13 protein-coding genes and 1 riboswitch are annotated in these 16,416 nt (G+C 50.5%); of the genes, 7 read left to right on the top strand and 6 right to left on the bottom strand.

The genetic code is table 11. The features are described from left to right. Complete coding sequence (locus ACI4WN_RS05180) at positions 1-1,146, top strand: mannitol-1-phosphate 5-dehydrogenase (RefSeq protein WP_439777264.1); 1,146 nt, start codon at positions 1-3, stop codon at positions 1,144-1,146. A gap of 131 nt (positions 1,147-1,277) precedes the next feature. Here ACI4WN_RS05180 and ppc read toward each other — a convergent pair whose 3' ends face one another. Both ppc and ACI4WN_RS05170 read right to left on the bottom strand, forming a co-directional pair. Continuing rightward, entirely contained in the window at positions 1,278-4,007 is a 2,730-nt protein-coding gene (gene ppc, locus ACI4WN_RS05175; RefSeq protein WP_439777263.1) for a phosphoenolpyruvate carboxylase, read from the bottom strand. Between the two features lie 176 nt (positions 4,008-4,183). Then, on the bottom strand, positions 4,184-5,125 hold the full coding sequence (locus ACI4WN_RS05170) for an AEC family transporter (protein WP_439777262.1): 942 nt from the start codon (positions 5,123-5,125) through the stop codon (positions 4,184-4,186). 185 nt (positions 5,126-5,310) lie between these two features. Between ACI4WN_RS05170 and ACI4WN_RS05165 the strand changes: the two genes are divergently transcribed. Then, positions 5,311-6,933, top strand: coding sequence for an ABC-F family ATP-binding cassette domain-containing protein (locus ACI4WN_RS05165; RefSeq protein ID WP_439777261.1), 1,623 nt, complete (start codon positions 5,311-5,313; stop codon positions 6,931-6,933). Positions 6,934-6,992: 59 nt separating this feature from the next. Here the strand turns inward: ACI4WN_RS05165 and ACI4WN_RS05160 are convergent, their stop codons facing one another. Beyond that, the gene (locus tag ACI4WN_RS05160) at positions 6,993-7,382 is read right to left on the bottom strand and encodes a hypothetical protein (RefSeq protein WP_439777260.1); all 390 of its coding nucleotides are present in this window, start codon (positions 7,380-7,382) and stop codon (positions 6,993-6,995) included. 249 nt (positions 7,383-7,631) lie between these two features. Between ACI4WN_RS05160 and ACI4WN_RS05155 the strand changes: the two genes are divergently transcribed. Then, entirely contained in the window at positions 7,632-9,215 is a 1,584-nt protein-coding gene (locus tag ACI4WN_RS05155) for an NERD domain-containing protein (protein WP_439777259.1), read from the top strand. Between the two features lie 135 nt (positions 9,216-9,350). Here the strand turns inward: ACI4WN_RS05155 and ACI4WN_RS05150 are convergent, their stop codons facing one another. The 3 genes from ACI4WN_RS05150 to ACI4WN_RS05140 form a co-directional block, all read right to left on the bottom strand. Beyond that, positions 9,351-9,749, bottom strand: a complete 399-nt coding sequence (locus ACI4WN_RS05150) for a hypothetical protein (protein WP_439777258.1) — start codon at positions 9,747-9,749, stop codon at positions 9,351-9,353. An 8-nt stretch (positions 9,750-9,757) separates the two neighbouring features. Continuing rightward, positions 9,758-10,954 (bottom strand): MFS transporter, encoded by a 1,197-nt coding sequence (locus tag ACI4WN_RS05145; protein ID WP_439777257.1) that lies wholly within the window; start codon positions 10,952-10,954, stop codon positions 9,758-9,760. Between the two features lie 113 nt (positions 10,955-11,067). Next, the gene (locus tag ACI4WN_RS05140; RefSeq protein ID WP_439777256.1) at positions 11,068-11,784 is read right to left on the bottom strand and encodes a Bax inhibitor-1/YccA family protein; all 717 of its coding nucleotides are present in this window, start codon (positions 11,782-11,784) and stop codon (positions 11,068-11,070) included. A 191-nt stretch (positions 11,785-11,975) separates the two neighbouring features. On the opposite strand from ACI4WN_RS05140, the gene murI reads away from it, so the two are divergent. The 4 genes from murI to ACI4WN_RS05120 all read left to right on the top strand — a co-directional run bounded on the left by murI (position 11,976) and on the right by ACI4WN_RS05120 (position 16,174). Continuing rightward, entirely contained in the window at positions 11,976-12,761 is a 786-nt protein-coding gene (gene murI, locus ACI4WN_RS05135) for a glutamate racemase (protein ID WP_439777255.1), read from the top strand. Positions 12,762-12,843: 82 nt separating this feature from the next. Continuing rightward, positions 12,844-14,265, top strand: a complete 1,422-nt coding sequence (locus ACI4WN_RS05130; RefSeq protein ID WP_439777254.1) for a C69 family dipeptidase — start codon at positions 12,844-12,846, stop codon at positions 14,263-14,265. 17 nt (positions 14,266-14,282) lie between these two features. Continuing rightward, complete coding sequence (locus ACI4WN_RS05125) at positions 14,283-15,365, top strand: M42 family metallopeptidase (RefSeq protein WP_439777253.1); 1,083 nt, start codon at positions 14,283-14,285, stop codon at positions 15,363-15,365. A 99-nt stretch (positions 15,366-15,464) separates the two neighbouring features. Then, a riboswitch (TPP riboswitch) is annotated at positions 15,465-15,561 on the top strand. Positions 15,562-15,607: 46 nt separating this feature from the next. Then, positions 15,608-16,174 carry an ECF transporter S component gene (locus ACI4WN_RS05120; RefSeq protein ID WP_439777252.1) on the top strand — a complete coding sequence of 189 codons (567 nt, stop codon included), beginning with the start codon at positions 15,608-15,610 and terminating at the stop codon, positions 16,172-16,174. Positions 16,175-16,416: the final 242 nt, after the last annotated feature.

Raw genomic sequence — 16,416 nt, 5'->3', positions numbered from 1 at the left:
ATGAGAGCAGTACACTTTGGCGCAGGTAATATTGGACGTGGCTTTATTGGGGAAACCTTAGCCGCTAACGGCTTTGGCATCGACTTTGTCGATGTGAACGAAACGATCATTGACGCCTTGGTTGAACGGGGCGAATATGACATCCAATTAGCCGCTCCTGGTCAAAAAAAGATCCACGTTTCTGGCGTAACCGGCATTAACAATGCCAAGCACCCAGAAAAGGTTGTTGAAGCCATTAAGACGACCGACATGATCACGACCGCTATCGGCCCTAAGGTATTGAAGATTATCGCTCCGCTGATTGCGGAAGGCTTGAGTGCGCGGATTAAGGAAAATCACCAGCCATTAGATGTTGTGGCTTGTGAGAACATGATTGGGGGCTCTCAGTTTTTGAAAGAAGAAGTCTACAAGCACTTGGATGACAGCGTCAAGGCTGACGTTGACAAGTACGTTGGCTTCCCCAACGCCGCCGTTGACCGGATCGTGCCGATTCAGCACCATGACGATCCACTGTTTGTTTCCGTCGAAGACTTTAAGGAATGGGTTATCGATGAAAGCCAAATGAAGAACAAGGACATCCGCTTAAAGGGCGTCCACTACGCACCAGACCTGGAGCCATACATTGAAAGAAAGCTCTTCTCCGTTAACACCGGTCATGCCACTGTGGCTTACACCGGCAAGACTTTGGGCTACAGCACCATTGGCGAAGCCGTTAAGGACGACCGGGTAGTTGACCAAGTGACCCGGGTCTTGGCTGAAACCAGATCGCTGCTTTTGGCCAAGTGGGACTTCACCAAAGCAGAACTAGAAGACTACCACGCTCAAGTCATCAACCGCTTCAAAAACCCATATATTTCAGATGACATCGCCCGCGTGGGCCGGACCCCAATCCGCAAGCTCGGCTATAATGAACGCTTCATTCGTCCAATCCGGGAACTGAAGGAACGGGGCCTTGACTACAGTGCCTTGCTGGAAACGGTCGGCAAGATCTATCACTTTGACGAGCCAAAAGACGCTGAAAGTCAAAAACTGATGCAGATGCTGAAAGACGAACCAGTCAAGGACGTGGTCGTTGAAACCACGGGCTTAAAGGATGACCCAGACCTGGTTAACGAAATCGTCGCTTCCATCAAGGCGGCTGACTAATTGCCATTGTCATCTTCACAATTCCTTCCATTAGACAAAAACTAAAAAACGACCAAGTAAAAAGGCAATCACATTTGTGATTGCCTTTTTCTTGTCTGTTATCGATTTTGTCTTTTAGATAGGCGTAAGCTTTAGCCCGAATTACGCAGGCCTGAAGCCACCCCGTTGATGGTGATGTGGATGATCGATTCGTAGATGCCGCTCAAGGTTTCCTTCCGGCCGCGCTTGATCATTTCCAGCTGGATGTAGTTCAAGACGTTGAAGTAAGGCATCCGGTATTCCAAGCTGCTTTCCAAAGATGGGTTGTCTTCCAAAAGCTTGCTGTGGCCTTCGATCTGCAAGATGACTTCCTTGGTCAGCTTCCATTCCTTGTAGATGATGTCAAAAACAGTCTTGGTTGCTTCGTCTTCACACAGATCCGCATATTGCTTGGCGATTTCCATGTTGGACTTAGACAAGACCATGTCAACGTTTGACAAGAGGGAGTGGAAGAATGGCCAGCCTTGGTACATCTTTTGGAGGTCTTCCAGGTTCTTTTCATCCTTGTCGATGAAGTGCTTGAAGGCAGACCCGACGCCGTACCAGCCTGGGAACATCACCCGGCTTTGGGACCAGGAGAAGACCCAAGGAATGGCTCTAAGTCCGGAGAATTCCGTAATCTTTTTTCTAGCGGCTGGCCGAGAGCCGATGTTCAAACTGGAAACTTCCTTGATTGGCGTAGCTTGGAAGAAGTAGTCTTGGAAGTGCGGATTGTCAAAGACCAGTTCCCGGTAGACCTTGTTGGAGTCATCAACGATTTCGTCCATGGAAGCCATGAAGTCTTGGATGTGGTTTTGGCTGACGACTTGCTTAGAAACCATCCGGTCAACGGCAGCGGAAACCAGCATTTCCAGGTTGTAGTAGGCAGCGTCCTTGTTGCCGTACTTGTTTTGGATGATTTCCCCTTGTTCAGTCGTCCGGATCCGGTCCTTGATGGAGCCAAATGGCTGGGAGGTGATGGCTTCATATGATGGGCCGCCGCCCCGGCCAACCGTGCCGCCGCGCCCGTGCATGAAGGTGATCTTGATCCCCATCTCTTCGCCGATGGCGGTTAATTCTTTTTGTGCCTTGTACAGGCTCCAGCAAGATGCCAGGTAGCCGCCGTCCTTGTTAGAGTCGGAGTAGCCCAGCATGATTTCTTGGTAGTTGCCCTTTGAAGCCACCCAGCGCTTAACGATGTCAAAGTTCAAGTAGCGCTTCATGATGGCGCGGGAGTTTTGCAAGTCTTCGACCGTTTCAAAAAGCGGTACGACTTGTACCCGGGCTTTTTCGCTGTCCAAAAGGCCGTATTCCTTCAGCATGATGGCTTGTTCCAGCATGTCGGAGATGCTTTCCGTGTGGGAAATGATGTGCTGCTTGATGACGTTTTCGCCCAAGGTGTCTTTCAGCTGGCGAGCAGTCTGGTAGATCTTCAATTCTTTTTGCAAAAGTTCTGACTTAGGAGCAGAGCTTGAATGCAGGCTTCTTGGGTCATTGTTCAATTCGTTTAAAAGAACTTGGATCTTTTCTTCTTCAGACAGATCTGAGTAGTTGTCGCAGATCTTGGCACTCTTCAAAAGCTCAGCCACGCAGGCTTCGTTGACGCTGGAGTCTTGCCGCATGTCGATCGTAGCCAGGTGGAAGCCAAAGACGTTGATGGCTTCTAAGAGGTCATCGTATTCGCCGCTGGTTACGGCCCGGTCATGGTTTTGGATGAGGGAGCGCTTGATGGCTTCCAGGTCTTCTTTAAAGGCGGCAGCGTCCTTATAAGCAGGGGCTTTAGCCGCGTCTTCTTCACTGACCACGCTGGCCTTAGACGTCTTGCCTAGCAGGTCTTCTTCCGTGTGCACCAGGCGGGATTCAATGTAGTAAAAGGCCCGCCGGTAAGGTTCGTTGACTCTGAACTGGGAGTTGTCGCCAGACAACTTGGACAGTTCGGTCACTTCTGGAGTTGGCTGCACGTAAGACGTGGAAATGGAAATGGTCCGGTAGAGATTGTTGACCGCCTTGATGTAGTAGTCAAAAATGACTTCACTTTGGATAGTTGCACTCAGGCGCAGGGTTTCAGCAGACACGTAAGGGTTGCCATCCCGGTCGCCCCCGATCCACATCCCCATGGTGATTGGCGTTGCGCCTTCAACGTTTAAGCCATGCTTGGCGGCCAGCTTTTTATAATTGGCGGTCAGTTTGGTGATGGCCGGAATCAAGGAGTCAGGGTAGTAGACCATGACGTTCTTGATTTCGTTAGCAACCTTCAGCTTCTTTTCCCGAATGATGTCGGTTTGCATGATAATTTCGATATAGCGGCGAAGCTGGTTGGTCCACTCGTCCCGGTCAATGGTGCCGGCGGTCACGTCGCGGTAGCGGCGGAGCAGGTTGTGGATCTTGTCCGTTAATTCCAAAATGGTCTTGCGCTGCACCTGGGTTGGGTGGGCCGTCAAAACAGGCACCACGTTGACGTGGCGCAGGATTTCAGCGGCGTTTTCTTTTTCGGCAACCAGGTCAACGGTTGAGGACAATTTGCCCAGGTAATCCTGGTGGGTATTGTTCAGCAGGTTGACTTCGCTGGCCAGGTCAACGTCTTCAGAGATGTTGATGAGCAGCGGCAGCGTTGCAAAGTAGCGGGCAACGACGATCATTTCCTGGTTGGACAAAGCCGCAATTTGGCTTTCCAGCTGGCTATGGTCTTGGCTGGCCGCAATCTTGACCAGGCCCTTGATCTTGGCGAATTCGTCATCGCCAACCAAGTGGCGGGTGCTTTCATCGAGCAGGTCGGTCAGGATCTGGACTTCTTCAGCAATAACCTGGTGGTTACTGTTGTTTTCGAGTTTTTTAGCAGTCACGAAAAACTTCCTCTCTCCTTACTAAGTTTTATGGAATAATGCTTTTTCTATATAATACGCCTTTTTTAGGAAAAAATGAACTAGCTTTGTATTCATTTCTCACTTTGTGGATAAAAGACGAACGATTTTTTCTGAATTTCGGGTCAAAATCGGGGAAAAGGCCAAAAACGTTCGGACTAGATTCCTTTTAACAGGCTGGCCAGCATGACGATCAGGGGCACGCTGACGACGCTCATCAAGGTCGACAGGCACAGCGCCCGCATGGGGAAGGCCACGGGGCGGTTGGCCAAGAGGCTCAGCATGACGATGAAGCCGGCAACCGGTGCTGCCGCCATGATGACCACGGCCAGGTAGGCGGTATTAGACAAAGGGAAGAGGAGCAAGATGAAGGCCAGGCAGGTGGGCATGAGGTAGTTTCTTAAAAAGCAGATCAGCCAGGCCTTTTGGTCCTTGTAAAAGTCCCCCTTGATGGCGCCTAGGTTAGAGCCGATCACGATCATGCTGAGGGGCGTGTTCAAGCTGGCCACGTAAGAAATGGACTTGCCGACAACCGCTGGAAAGTGCAGGCTGACCCCGGTCAAAAAGAGGATGAAGCCGATCACGGTCGCGATAATGTTGGGGTTGAGCAGGACTTTTCTGATGGTGTCGCTGATGGGTTCGCGCTCTTGGAAGCTGGAAATGCCGTGCGACCAGATGAAGATGTTGTTTAACACTAGGATGGGCACGGCAAAGAAGGTCCCCTTGCTGCCTAGGAGCGCCTGAATGAGTGGGATGCCGATAAAGCCGCAGTTGTTATAGACCATGCCAAAGGCGATCAGCTCTTTGTCAGGGTCTTGTTGGATCTTGGGAATTTTTAGCAAAAGCAGGCTGCAGAGGATGGGGAAGATGTAGTTGATGGACCCGGCCAAAAAGGTCATGCCAAAGTCCAGGATTAGACTTTTAGTCGCTGGCCGCTCAAAGGCGTTGATGATCAAGCAGGGCCCCACGATGTAGACCAAGATGGCCGTCAGGTCCTTGCTGGTGTCGTCGTGGATCATCCCTTTTTTCCGGCAGAAAAAGCCGATGGCCATCAGGATGAACATGATGCAGATTTGCTGCAGGGAGATGAAGAAAGTCATTTTTTCCTCCTTAAGAGTGAAGATTATAAAACGATTATAACCCCATTTTTTAAGAAAAAGAAAAATTCGCTGAAATCAAAAATAAAAACAGCGAAACAATTGAAGCCGGGCTAACTTGCTGATATACTGATTTAGTCATAATGCAAGAAAACAAATCTAATAAATAACAGAAGAGGAAGCAAGTATTGATTACTGTAACAGATTTAAGTTTACAAATCGGCTCACGGACGCTCTACAGCGACGTAAATTTGAAGTTCACGCCCGGCAACTGCTACGGCATCATCGGTGCCAACGGCGCTGGTAAGTCGACTTTCTTAAAGCTGCTTGAAGGCAAGATGGAGCCAACTACCGGTACCATTGCCATTGGCCCCAACGAAAGAATGTCCAGCCTAAACCAGGACCACTTTGCCTTTGAAGACTATTCAGTAATGGAAACGGTCATCATGGGCCACCAAAAGCTCTACCAAGTCATGCAAGACCGGGACGCCTTGTACGCTAAGACCGAATTCAGCGAAGAAGACGGCGTTAAGGCGGCAGAGCTAGAAACCGAATTTGCCGAATTAGACGGCTGGAACGCGGAATCCGACGCTTCTCAGCTCCTCCAATCGATGAATATCGGCGAAGATATGCACCAAAAGCAGATGAGCGAACTGGCCGAAAGCGACAAGGTGAAGGTTTTGCTGGCCCAAGCTTTGTTTGGCAACCCTGACATTTTGCTGCTCGACGAGCCAACCAACGGTTTGGACGTCCACACCACGGCTTGGCTGGAAAACTTTTTGGCCGACTATGAAAACATCGTCTTGGTCGTTTCCCACGACCGCCACTTCCTAAACCAGGTCTGCACCCAGATGTGTGACGTTGACCGCGGGCAAATCAAGCTCTACGTCGGCAACTACGACTTTTGGTATGAATCAAGCAAGCTGGCCACCGAACTGGCCCGCCAGCAAAATGCCAAAAAAGAAGAGCAGATCAAGCAGCTGCAAGAATTCATTGCCCGCTTCTCTGCCAACGCTTCTAAGTCTAAGCAGGCCACTTCTAGAAAGAAGCAGCTGGACAAGATCACCTTGGACGACATCCAGCCTTCAAGCCGCAAGTACCCATACATCAAGTTTGAAATGAACAGAGACCTGGGCAACGACTTGCTCCGGGTGGACAACGTGTCCTACAAGTCCGGCGACGAAGTGCTTTTGGACAACGTCTCCTTCATTATCCGGCCGGGCGACAAGGTAGCCTTCTTGTCCAGAAACACCCGGGCCACCACGGCTTTGATGGAAATCATCGCTGGGCGGCTGGAACCAGATTCAGGGACCGTCACTTGGGGGCAAACGACCAGCTTCAACTACATGTCCCGCGACCTGAACGCCAACTTTGACAATGACGAATTGTCCATTCTGGACTGGCTCCGCCAATACGCTGACAAGGAACATGATGACAACACCTTCTTGCGCGGCTTTTTGGGCCGGATGCTCTTTAGCGGGGATGAAATTGAAAAGCAGATCAAGGTCCTGTCCGGGGGCGAAAAGGTTCGCTGCCAATTGTCCCGCATGATGCTGGAAGCAGCCAACGTCTTGGTCATGGATGACCCAACCAACCACCTGGACCTGGAATCCATCACCGCTTTAAACGAAGCCATGGAAAACTACCCAGGCTCCATCCTGTTCACCTCTCACGACCATGAATTTATCCAAACTATTGCCAACCACATCATCGAAGTTGGCCCTAAGGGCGTCGTTGCCCGGGCCGACATCAGCTACGACGACTTCTTGGCCCACCCAACGGTGCAAGAGCAGGTAGCTGCGATTTATTAGTTAATATAAAAAAAGTCCTGACCGCTTTGAGTTTGTGCGGTCAGGACTTTTTTGCTTTTTTAAATTAAACGGGCGATGGTGATGATGAACAAGGACAAGAGGTTGAGTCCGAGCAAGCTGGACGCGATGGCAACAGGGGCGATCATTAGGCCCGCCGTCAAGAGCAGCAAGATGGCGATGGCTATCAAGGCAGCATGTTCGCCAATCTTGTTGATGTCAAGGGCCAGCCAGCCTTCAAAGAGCAGGCTGATGAGGAAAATGCCAGTGCCAAAGATGGTTGGCATCATGGCGGTTACGCCTACTAGGCTGGCGGAGTAGATCAGGTCAGCCAAGTGGACGAAGGACAAGATGACCAAAAAGATGCTGATGCACAGGGCAGCGACCTGCAACACGCGAATGACGAACTTCAACTGATTCACCTCACTGTTTGAGTGACGATATGCTTCCATTTTTAGAGCCTCACTTAGATTTACTACGGTACTTTTTTATCTTTCGCTTAGAGTATAAAGCATCAAATCTATTTGAGCAAATCAATAAAAAAAGTTGAAGCTAGCTATCATTTTCTAACTTTTTTACCAGGATCGTTTTACACTTTTGTCAAACTGTAACCATTTTGACTTATCCACAACTTTTTTCGTTAAAATTCCGATTTTTGGCGTAATAACAAGTAGAGGCACTTTTTTTCGGAGGTGAATTTTATGAAAAAAGCCTTGATGAATGACTGGTTCAGTTTAGGCGCAGACAATGGCGCGGCGGTTAGCTCGGCAATCGCGGCCGAGCAGCTGGTCAACCCAGACTATGACTGTTCACGGCAGCTGTCATTAGACAACGCTGCTGGCTTGCGCTGGGTCAACGGCGTGTTGAAACAGGCCGGCTTTGGGCCGGTTTTGACGGAGGGCCAGCTGGAGCATACGGAAAACTTGCTAGCCGGGGATGCCGGTGAGCAGGAGGTTAGGAAGCTAGTCGGCAAGCTGCGCGGCTCTTCTTTTGTGGATTTGCACGATCTGCTTTTGCCCTATGAATATGGGGAGCCGGGCCGGCGGACTTTTGACAACCAGGTCGACAGCCTGGTGATCTGCAGCAGCGGGATTTACTGCATTGAGGTGAAGACTCGGAATGTGAAGGGGACCGTTTTTGACTTCCAGGACCTGGCGCCTGGCATTTACGATCAGATTAGCTACCACCAAGCTGCGGTGCAAGCGGCTCTGGAAGCGGCCGGCTGCGCGGTTGGCCCCAATTTGGTCAAAAGCATCGTTGTGGTCGTGGACCGCGGCGGCAAGCCCAAGCTGACTTTTAAAAATCAGCAGTTCCTGGTGGAGCATGGTGCGCGGGTGGTCGGACTAGATGGGGTGAGCCATCTGCTTAGCAAGGGCTTTGACAAGAGCTGGCTTTCAGTTAGCGATGTGCAAAATCTGGAGCGGCTGATCTTGGCGCGCCGCCTGCCCGAGCCACGGCGTTACACGGAAAATGTCCGCTTTAGCCTGACGCCGGGATTGCTGAACCAGGTCCGGCTGCTGGATCTGGAGTACCGCTTTGGCGTGCCGGTTGAGCAGAACGTGACCTACAATGCGGCCTTGAACGACCTGCCCATGGCGGGCCTCAGCGGCAGCCAGCAGAACTTTTTCTGGCTGATCGTCGGGCAGCTGTTTCGCGGTGCCGGCCAGCCGGTCGTCTTGACCGCGCGGGAGCTGAAGAAGATGGGGGATTATCGGAGCCATGAGGTTAACCAGTTTAATAAGACAATGACAGGTTTGGGTGAGGTGATGCGTACTATGCCATTTTTTGCGAGCGCGGAATATGAGTCAAAGAAACTAACAGTCACGTTAAAGAGACAATACGTGCCTACTTTTTCTATGTATTCTTCAGATAGCATTTCGTGGAATAATCTTTTGTTTAGAAAGATTGGAAATAAGTTTGGCAAGACTTTGTTTAGGAAACTAGTTCAGTGTGCGAATGACGGGTATTGTAATCTCTCTTTTGAAGAGTTGCGTCGATTATTAGGTGTGCCAGCAGGCTATCGGAATAACACAGTTATTAGGCAGATCGACACTGCAATGTTATACTTGGTTCCATTTTTTGGAAATTTAGGCTATGAGCTTAAGCGAGGCCAGTCTAATAGTATTGTTGAAATTCGTTTTACTTTCATTAGGCTTAATCCTCAAATGTTGTTGTCATTGAATCAGGAGCAGAGGTACTTATACAATATTAATTCCAATATGAGGTTATCAGATAAGGAGAAGAAGCACGCCAAAGAGATTTTTGTCAAAAATTATTTAAGTTAGCTAAATCTTTAAGCTAAAATCCCAAAAAGTAGCAACCGATTTGAAAAAAATCCCAAAAAGTAGCAACTAAAAAATTTTTTATCCCGTTTTGGCGCAACCAACTTTCAGAGACAATATTTTTGATAAACTTAGAACTTAAATTGGTTCTATTTTTGGATAGTTGACCTCGAAATACCAATTTTTTTGAAGATTTTTGCCAAAATGGGATGTTTTTCCAGACGGTTGCGCCAAAATGGGATGTTTTTCCAGACGGTTGCGCCAAAATGGGATATTCTTCCAGACGGTTGCGCCAAAATGGGATATTCTTCCAGATGGTTGCATAAAATTGGGATCTTTTTTTAGAGTCATGCAGAAAAAAGGGATTCTGACCTCGGATGCAGCATCAAATTCAGGAATTTCACCGCAATGCAGCATGGAAAAGGAATCTTTTTTTAAAAACCCCAAGTAAAAAAACTTCCGCCAACTTGGCCGCAGCCCAAAACCCCCACCACACCAAAAAAGTCCAAGATCCCGCAGGATCTTGGACTTTCTCATCTAGAACTCTAAATATTGCGCAAAATGTTGATCCGGTAAGACAGTAGATTGATCACGACCAAACCGCTGGTTACCAAGAAGACGGTGCTATAGCCGAAGTGGGCGGAGACGGTCGACCCGATCAAGGGCCCCAAGATGTTGCCAATGTACATGGCGCTTTGGTTCCAGCTGAAGACCCGGCTGGTCAACTGCCGCGGGCTGTACTTGGTCAGCATGGTTTGGACCTGCGGGAAGAGGCAGGCGTCGGTGAAGCCGATCAAAAAGCGGCAGATGCCCAGTTCAACCGTGTTCCGGACAAAGGCGGTCAAGAAGAAGGGGATGATGGACCCGATCAGCCCGCCCAAAATAATCTTGTGAGTTCCGATCCGGTCGCCCAGCCCCCCGAAGTAAGAGGCAGCTGCCACGGTCGCAATCCCCGGCAAGGCGGCGATGACCCCGCTGACGAAGACGACCTGGCCGGCGCCGTGCATCAAGCTTCGCACGTACAAGGAGACGATCGGGTTAATCGAGTTGTTGGCCGCCTGGATGATCAAGGTGGTGAGCAGCAGCCCCACAATCAGCTGGCCGCTCTTAAACTGCTTGATAGTGTCCTTGAAATTGCCCCGCTCCTCGCTTTTGATCGGCACGAAGTCGTCTTCATGGATAAAAAGAATCGATAAAACAAAGCAGGTAAAGAGCAGGGCACCGGTGATGAAGAAGGTCACCCGGTAGCTGAAGACTTGAGAGAGTGCCCCGCCGGCAAAAGGCCCCAGCAGCTGCCCGCCGGTCGTGCAGGAACTCATGATGCCAAGAGCCTTGCCGCTCTTGTGCTTGGGCGTTTCGGCCGCCACCAAGGCATTAGAGTTAGAGATAAAGCCGGCAAAAAAACCCTGCATCCCCCGCAAGAAGAGCAGCTGCCAGACGTTTTGAGCAACCCCCATCAAGGTGAAGACGATGGCCATGCCCAGGGAAGCCCGCAGGATCATCGGTTTGCGGCCCTTTTTGTCAGCCAGCTTGCCCCAGATCGGCGATACCAGCGCGGCAACCACGTAAACGGCTGAGAAGACGGTCCCGGACCAAAAACTCAGCTCCTGATGGGTAAACTTGCCCAGGGTGTCGATGTATAGCGACAAGAATGGCGTGACTTCCGAAAAGGCAATTCCGGCCAAAAAGACGCTGACAGCCGAAACGCGCAAGTTGTTTTTCCATACGGGCGTTTTTTCCACTATAAGACCTTCTTTACATAACTCTGCAAATTCTTTACATCTAGTTAACCTTACACCCGGAAAAAAATTAGTCAAGAAAAAAGACTATCTTCTATTGAAGATAGCCTTTTCACTTAATTATTGTCGCTGGCAATGCCAAAAATTTGCAAGAGCTCGATAAAAAGGTTGACGAAGTCCAGGTAAAGGAGCAAGGCGCCGTTAACGGCGAGCCCCAGTTCTGGCACCTGGCTGCCGTAGTTCAGGTAGATCTGCTTCATCTTTTGCGCGTCATAAGCGGTCAGGGCCGTGAAGATGACCACGCCGATGATGGAGAAGACAAAGGTTACGGCCGTGCTTTTCAAAAAGACGTTGACAATCGTGGCTACGATCAAGCCCCACAAGGCGGCTGAAGCGTAGGCGCCGGCGTTGTCCAGGCTCTTTTTAGTCACGGAACCGTAAAGGGCCATGCCGATGAAGACGGCGGCGGCGCTGACAAAGGCAGCCCCGATTTGGGCGCCGGTGTAGGCGTAGGCCAAAGGCGCGAAGGTGATGCCATAGACGACCGCCATCAGCATCAGTAAAAAGAAGCTAGTGGCCGGCTTGCGGGTGGCTTGGAAGCTGATGCCCAGGCCTAGGCCAAATGGCAAGAAGAGCAAGATCCACAGGACTGCCGGGTGGCCGGTGATCAAGGCCGCAAAGCTCTTGGCAAAAACGGTCACAGTCAAGTAAGCGGACAAGGCAGACACGAGGACGGCCAAGCCCATGATGGAATACATTTTGGTTAAAAAGCCGTTTAGGGCGGTCACGTCAACGATGTGGCGGCGCTCCGGCTCAGGTTGTGCATTAAACATTTTTCATTCTCTTTTCTATTTTTGCTTGGTGAATATAACATTATCACAGCCTAGGGGAAAAGCAAGCTAAAGACTTTTGAAAAGCAAAAACATAAGGAAAACGTAAGAATTTTACCGGGAGCCAGGCGTAGCCGTTGAAGAAAGCGGATGAAAAGTTCAAAATAGATAACTAGATAGTTAAGGAGGTAAACATGCAAGAAAAATTTGACGATCGACCAATTGGCGTTTTTGACTCAGGCCAAGGCGGCCTTACCGTGTTAAGCCGCCTGGTTGACCTCATGCCAAACGAGGACTACGTCTTTTATGGCGATTCAGCCCATGCTCCTTATGGGGTCAAGACGTCCGAAGAAGTTTACCAGTTGACCAAGCAGGTCATTGATGAATTGATTGAAAAAGATCACGTAAAGGCCGTGATGATCGCCTGCAACACGGCGACCAGCGCCGCGGCTGACCGCCTGCGCCAGGAATACGACCTGCCGATCATCGGCATTGAGCCAGCGGTTAAGCCGGCCGTCCAGGAAAATGCCGGGACAGTCGTTGCCATGGCGACGCCACTGACTTTGAAGGCGCCGAAGTTTAACGACCTGGCCGCTAAATATGCCAAAAAGGATCAAGTGGTCAAGGTGCCGGCGCCTAAATTGGTGGAGTTGGTAGAAGACGGGCAAATGGATACCCCGGCCGTCTACGATTACCTGCACGGCCTGCTCGACCCTTACGCTGGCCAAACGGACGGCGTGGTCTTGGGCTGCACCCACTTTCCTTTTGCCAAAAAGGCTATCAAGAACATTTTAGGGCCGAAGACCAAGGTCTATGACGGGGCCATTGGGGCGGCTGAAGAAGTCAAAAGGCAGCTGGCTAAGCGGGGCGAATTGACTGACCATACCGAGCCAGGCCAAATCAGCTTTAAAAACAGCAAGCCCGGCGCCGACCAGCTGAGCCAAAAGCTTTTTCAGATCTACCGGCAAGATTGCCAATAATTCCGGGCTTTCAGGCTAATTCTTTGCTAGAATTGACTTAGTAAGTAGAAAGTTTAGTTTTTTAGATTAGATAGGAGCAATTATGCAAAAACCAGCAGAATGTACCACCATCTTGGTGGGCAAAGCCGCTACCATTGACGGCTCAACCATGATCGCTAGAAGCGAAGACGGCGGCAGCACCATCATCCCTGAAGCCTTCATCACCGTAAACCCAGAAGACCAGCCAAAGCACTACCAAAGCGTAATCAGCAAGCAAAAGATCGACGACGAAGACTTGCTGCCAAACCCAATGCGCTACACTAGCGCCCCTGATGCTTCTGGCAAGCACGGCGTGTGGGCCGCAGCCGGCATCAACGAAGCAACTGTTGCCATGACTGCAACTGAAACCATCACCACCAACTCCCGCATCCAAGGGATTGACCCACTGGTTGAAGAAGGGGGCCTGGGTGAAGAAGACTTCGTAACCTTGACTCTCCCTTACATCAAGTCCGCCCGTGAAGGCGTTAAGCGTCTAGGCTACCTGGTGGAAAAGTACGGTACTTACGAAATGAACGGGTCTGCCTTTGCTGACCACGACGAAGTTTGGTACATCGAAACCATCGGTGGCCACCACTGGGCTGCCCGCCGGATTCCAGACGACGCTTACGTAGCAGCGCCAAACCGCCTGAACATCGACTTCTTCGACTTTAAGGACGAAGAAAACTTCATGTGCTCAAGCGACCTCCTCGACTTGATCGAAAAGTACCACCTGAACCCTGACTACCAAGGCTACAACCTCCGTCACATTTTTGGCTCATCCACCATCAAGGATGCCCACTACAACAACCCTCGTGCTTGGTACATCCACCGCTACTTCGACCCAGAATGGGAAGGCACGCCAGCTGACCAAGACCAGCCTTTTATCACTTACGCTAAGAAGAAGATTTCCCCAGAAGACATCAAGTTCTTGGAAAGCTCCCACTACCAAGACACCCCATACGATGTCTACTCAACTACCAACACCGATGCTGAGAAAAAGCTTTTTAGACCAATCGGCATCAACCGGAACTTCGAAACCCACATTTTGCAGATCAGAAACGATGTGCCAGAAGGCTTGGCCGGCGTACAGTGGCTGGCCTTTGGCCCGAACACCTTCAACGTCTTCGTGCCATTCTACACGAACGTGACGACGACGCCAGCTTCCTTCCAGACTGGTCCAAAGTTTGATCTGTCAAAAATCTTCTGGGTCAACAAGCTAAACGCCCAGCTCGGCGACACCAACTACAAGGTTTACTCAGCCTTGGAACAAGCCTTTGAAGAAAAGACCATGGCTAAGCTGCGCAAGATCGAAAATGAAACCGACGAAGCTGCCAAGAACCTGACGGGCAAGGACCTGCAAGAAAAGCTGGAAGAAGCCAACCAGAAGATGGCTGACCTAGCCTACAAGGCTTCCGTTGACCTGACCGGGGAAATGGTGGAAACTGGCCACGGCTTGATGAAGCTGAAGTACGACTTGTTAGACTAATTTTTTAGGGGAGAAAAATGGAGAAACAAGCAGAAATCGAGATGCTGAAGGCTTTTTCCAATGCCAATGCCACATCTGGCTTTGAAAATGAATTCGTGGATCTCTTTAGTAAAACGGTCAAGGACTACGCCGATGTCGAAGTCGACGGGATGCTGAACGTTTACGCCTCTAAAAAAGAAAACACGGGCAAGCGGCCCGTCATCCAGCTAGATGCCCATTCAGACGCGGTCGGCTTTTTGACCCAGGCGATCCGGCCCAACGGCTTGATCAAGTTCGTGACCCTGGGCGGTTGGAACAATGTGGTCCTGCCGGCCTTGAAGGTCAAGGTGCGTAACCGCGCCGGCGAATACATTCCGGGCGTGGTGGCCCTGAAGCCGCCGCACTTTATGAGCGAGGCTGAGCGCAATTCCGTGCCGAAGGTGGCCGACTTGTCCATCGACGTTGGCTCCAGCAGCCGGGAAGAGACCATCAACGATTACCAGATCGACACGGGTTGCCCGATCTTCGTTGACGTGGATTGCCAGTACAATGAAAAAACGGGCCTCTTTTTCGGCAAGGACTTTGACGACCGCTTCGGTGCCGCTGCCATGGCAGATGTCTTGGAAAACCTGAAGGGCGAAGAGGTCAACTTTGATGTTGTTGCCGCCTTGTCCAGCCAAGAAGAAGTTGGCCTGCGCGGGGCCTATGTCACGGCCCGCAAGGTTAAGCCCGACCTGTGCCTGGTTTTGGAAAGCTGCCCGGCCGACGACACCTTTGAACCGGACTGGCTGTCCCAAACTGGCCTCAAGCGCGGCCCGATGCTGCGGGACATGGACGTAACCTTTTTGCCAAACCCAGCCTTCCAGCAATATGCCTGCGACTTGGCTGACAAAAATGGCATTCCTTACACCCGGTCTGTCAGAACGGGCGGAGGCCAAGACGGCGCGGCTATCTACTACGAAAACGGCGCGCCAACCATCGTCATCGGGATTCCGGTCCGCTACGAGCACTCACCATACTGCTTCAGCGCCTACCATGACTACAAGGCAACGGTTGACCTGGCCTTGGCCATCATCCGGGACATCGATGAAGAAAAATTAGCTTCCTTTAAGCAATTTTAGTTAGTAAAAAACTTTTTATTAATTTAGTTTAGTTAATAAAAAATCTTGTATCCGTTCGCAATTGATGCTACAATGTAGGTTGTCAAATCAAATAACGAACTAAGCCACTAGGGGTGCGAAAGCTGAGATGACGAAAGTCGACCCTTTGAACCTGAACAAGGTAATTCTTGCGTAAGGGAAGTGCAATTACAAGGATTGTGAAGCTCCTAGCCGGCTAGTGATAGTTGGATGGGAGTTTTTTTATGTTAAAAAGAGAAGGAAAATGGAATGTAAAAGCGGTTATCTTGATCGCCTTGATCGGGATTATCATGGGGGTTGTCTACACTTATGTTTTTAATCCGCTCTACAATTCAACCAAGTTCGCTTTGAACTTCGTGGGCTTGGGACCTTTGGCTGACGAAATCTATTCTGGCCTTTGGTACATGGCAGCACCGCTTGCGATGTACTTCGTGCCAACCATCGGGTCAGGCTTGATTGGTGAAACCCTAGCAGCCACGGTTGAAATGGCTTTTGGTGGCCAGTGGGGGGCCTTAACTATTATCGAAGGGGCCGTGCAAGGCGCCTTTAACGAAATTGGCTTTTTCCCGAAAAAGGAACGCTATGACCGCTACAGCTGGACTAGCCTGATCATTGGTGCCATCTGCTGCCACATTGTGGCCTTTGTAATGTGCTACTTCTTGTACGGCTGGAGCGCTTATAAGCCAGTCTTGCTGATCGAAATGTTCATCGCTGGGCTGATTTCTTCAGTCGTTTTCGATGCCGTGCTGGTCAAGCTGATCACCAAGTTGTTTGACAAGGCTATGGCCTAGTTAGGTACAAAGCCGCGTTTTTGAGCGCGGCTTTTTTGTTTTTGTGGTGGTGCGGCGCTGGTGTGGTGGTGCGGTGCTGGTGTGGGTTGCGGTGCCCCCGAAGTATGTCAACCGGTCTGATTTTTGACGGAAAATGCCCCCAAAGTATGTCAACCGGCTTGATTTTTGACGGAAAACGCCCCCAAAGTATGTCAACCAAAACTGGTTGAGTCAACTTGGGGGCGAAAAATCGGCAAAACGAG

The organism is Lactobacillus sp. (assembly GCF_051893255.1).
Taxonomy (GTDB): Bacteria; Bacillota; Bacilli; order Lactobacillales; family Lactobacillaceae; genus Lactobacillus.
This window is presented reverse-complemented; position numbering and strand designations above follow the sequence as displayed.

Bases quoted from the DNA above. Each gene is read 5' to 3' on its own strand.
- ACI4WN_RS05180 (WP_439777264.1), top strand. From the start codon at position 1: ATGAGAGCAGTACACTTTGGCGCAGGTAATATTGGACGTGGCTTTATT.
- ACI4WN_RS05170 (WP_439777262.1), bottom strand. From the start codon at position 5,125: ATGACTTTCTTCATCTCCCTGCAGCAAATCTGCATCATGTTCATCCTG.
- ACI4WN_RS05160 (WP_439777260.1), bottom strand. From the start codon at position 7,382: ATGGAAGCATATCGTCACTCAAACAGTGAGGTGAATCAGTTGAAGTTC.
- ACI4WN_RS05155 (WP_439777259.1), top strand. From the start codon at position 7,632: ATGAAAAAAGCCTTGATGAATGACTGGTTCAGTTTAGGCGCAGACAAT.
- ACI4WN_RS05150 (WP_439777258.1), bottom strand. From the start codon at position 9,749: ATGAGAAAGTCCAAGATCCTGCGGGATCTTGGACTTTTTTGGTGTGGT.
- ACI4WN_RS05140 (WP_439777256.1), bottom strand. From the start codon at position 11,784: ATGTTTAATGCACAACCTGAGCCGGAGCGCCGCCACATCGTTGACGTG.
- murI (WP_439777255.1), top strand. From the start codon at position 11,976: ATGCAAGAAAAATTTGACGATCGACCAATTGGCGTTTTTGACTCAGGC.
- ACI4WN_RS05130 (WP_439777254.1), top strand. From the start codon at position 12,844: ATGCAAAAACCAGCAGAATGTACCACCATCTTGGTGGGCAAAGCCGCT.
- ACI4WN_RS05125 (WP_439777253.1), top strand. From the start codon at position 14,283: ATGGAGAAACAAGCAGAAATCGAGATGCTGAAGGCTTTTTCCAATGCC.
- ACI4WN_RS05120 (WP_439777252.1), top strand. From the start codon at position 15,608: ATGTTAAAAAGAGAAGGAAAATGGAATGTAAAAGCGGTTATCTTGATC.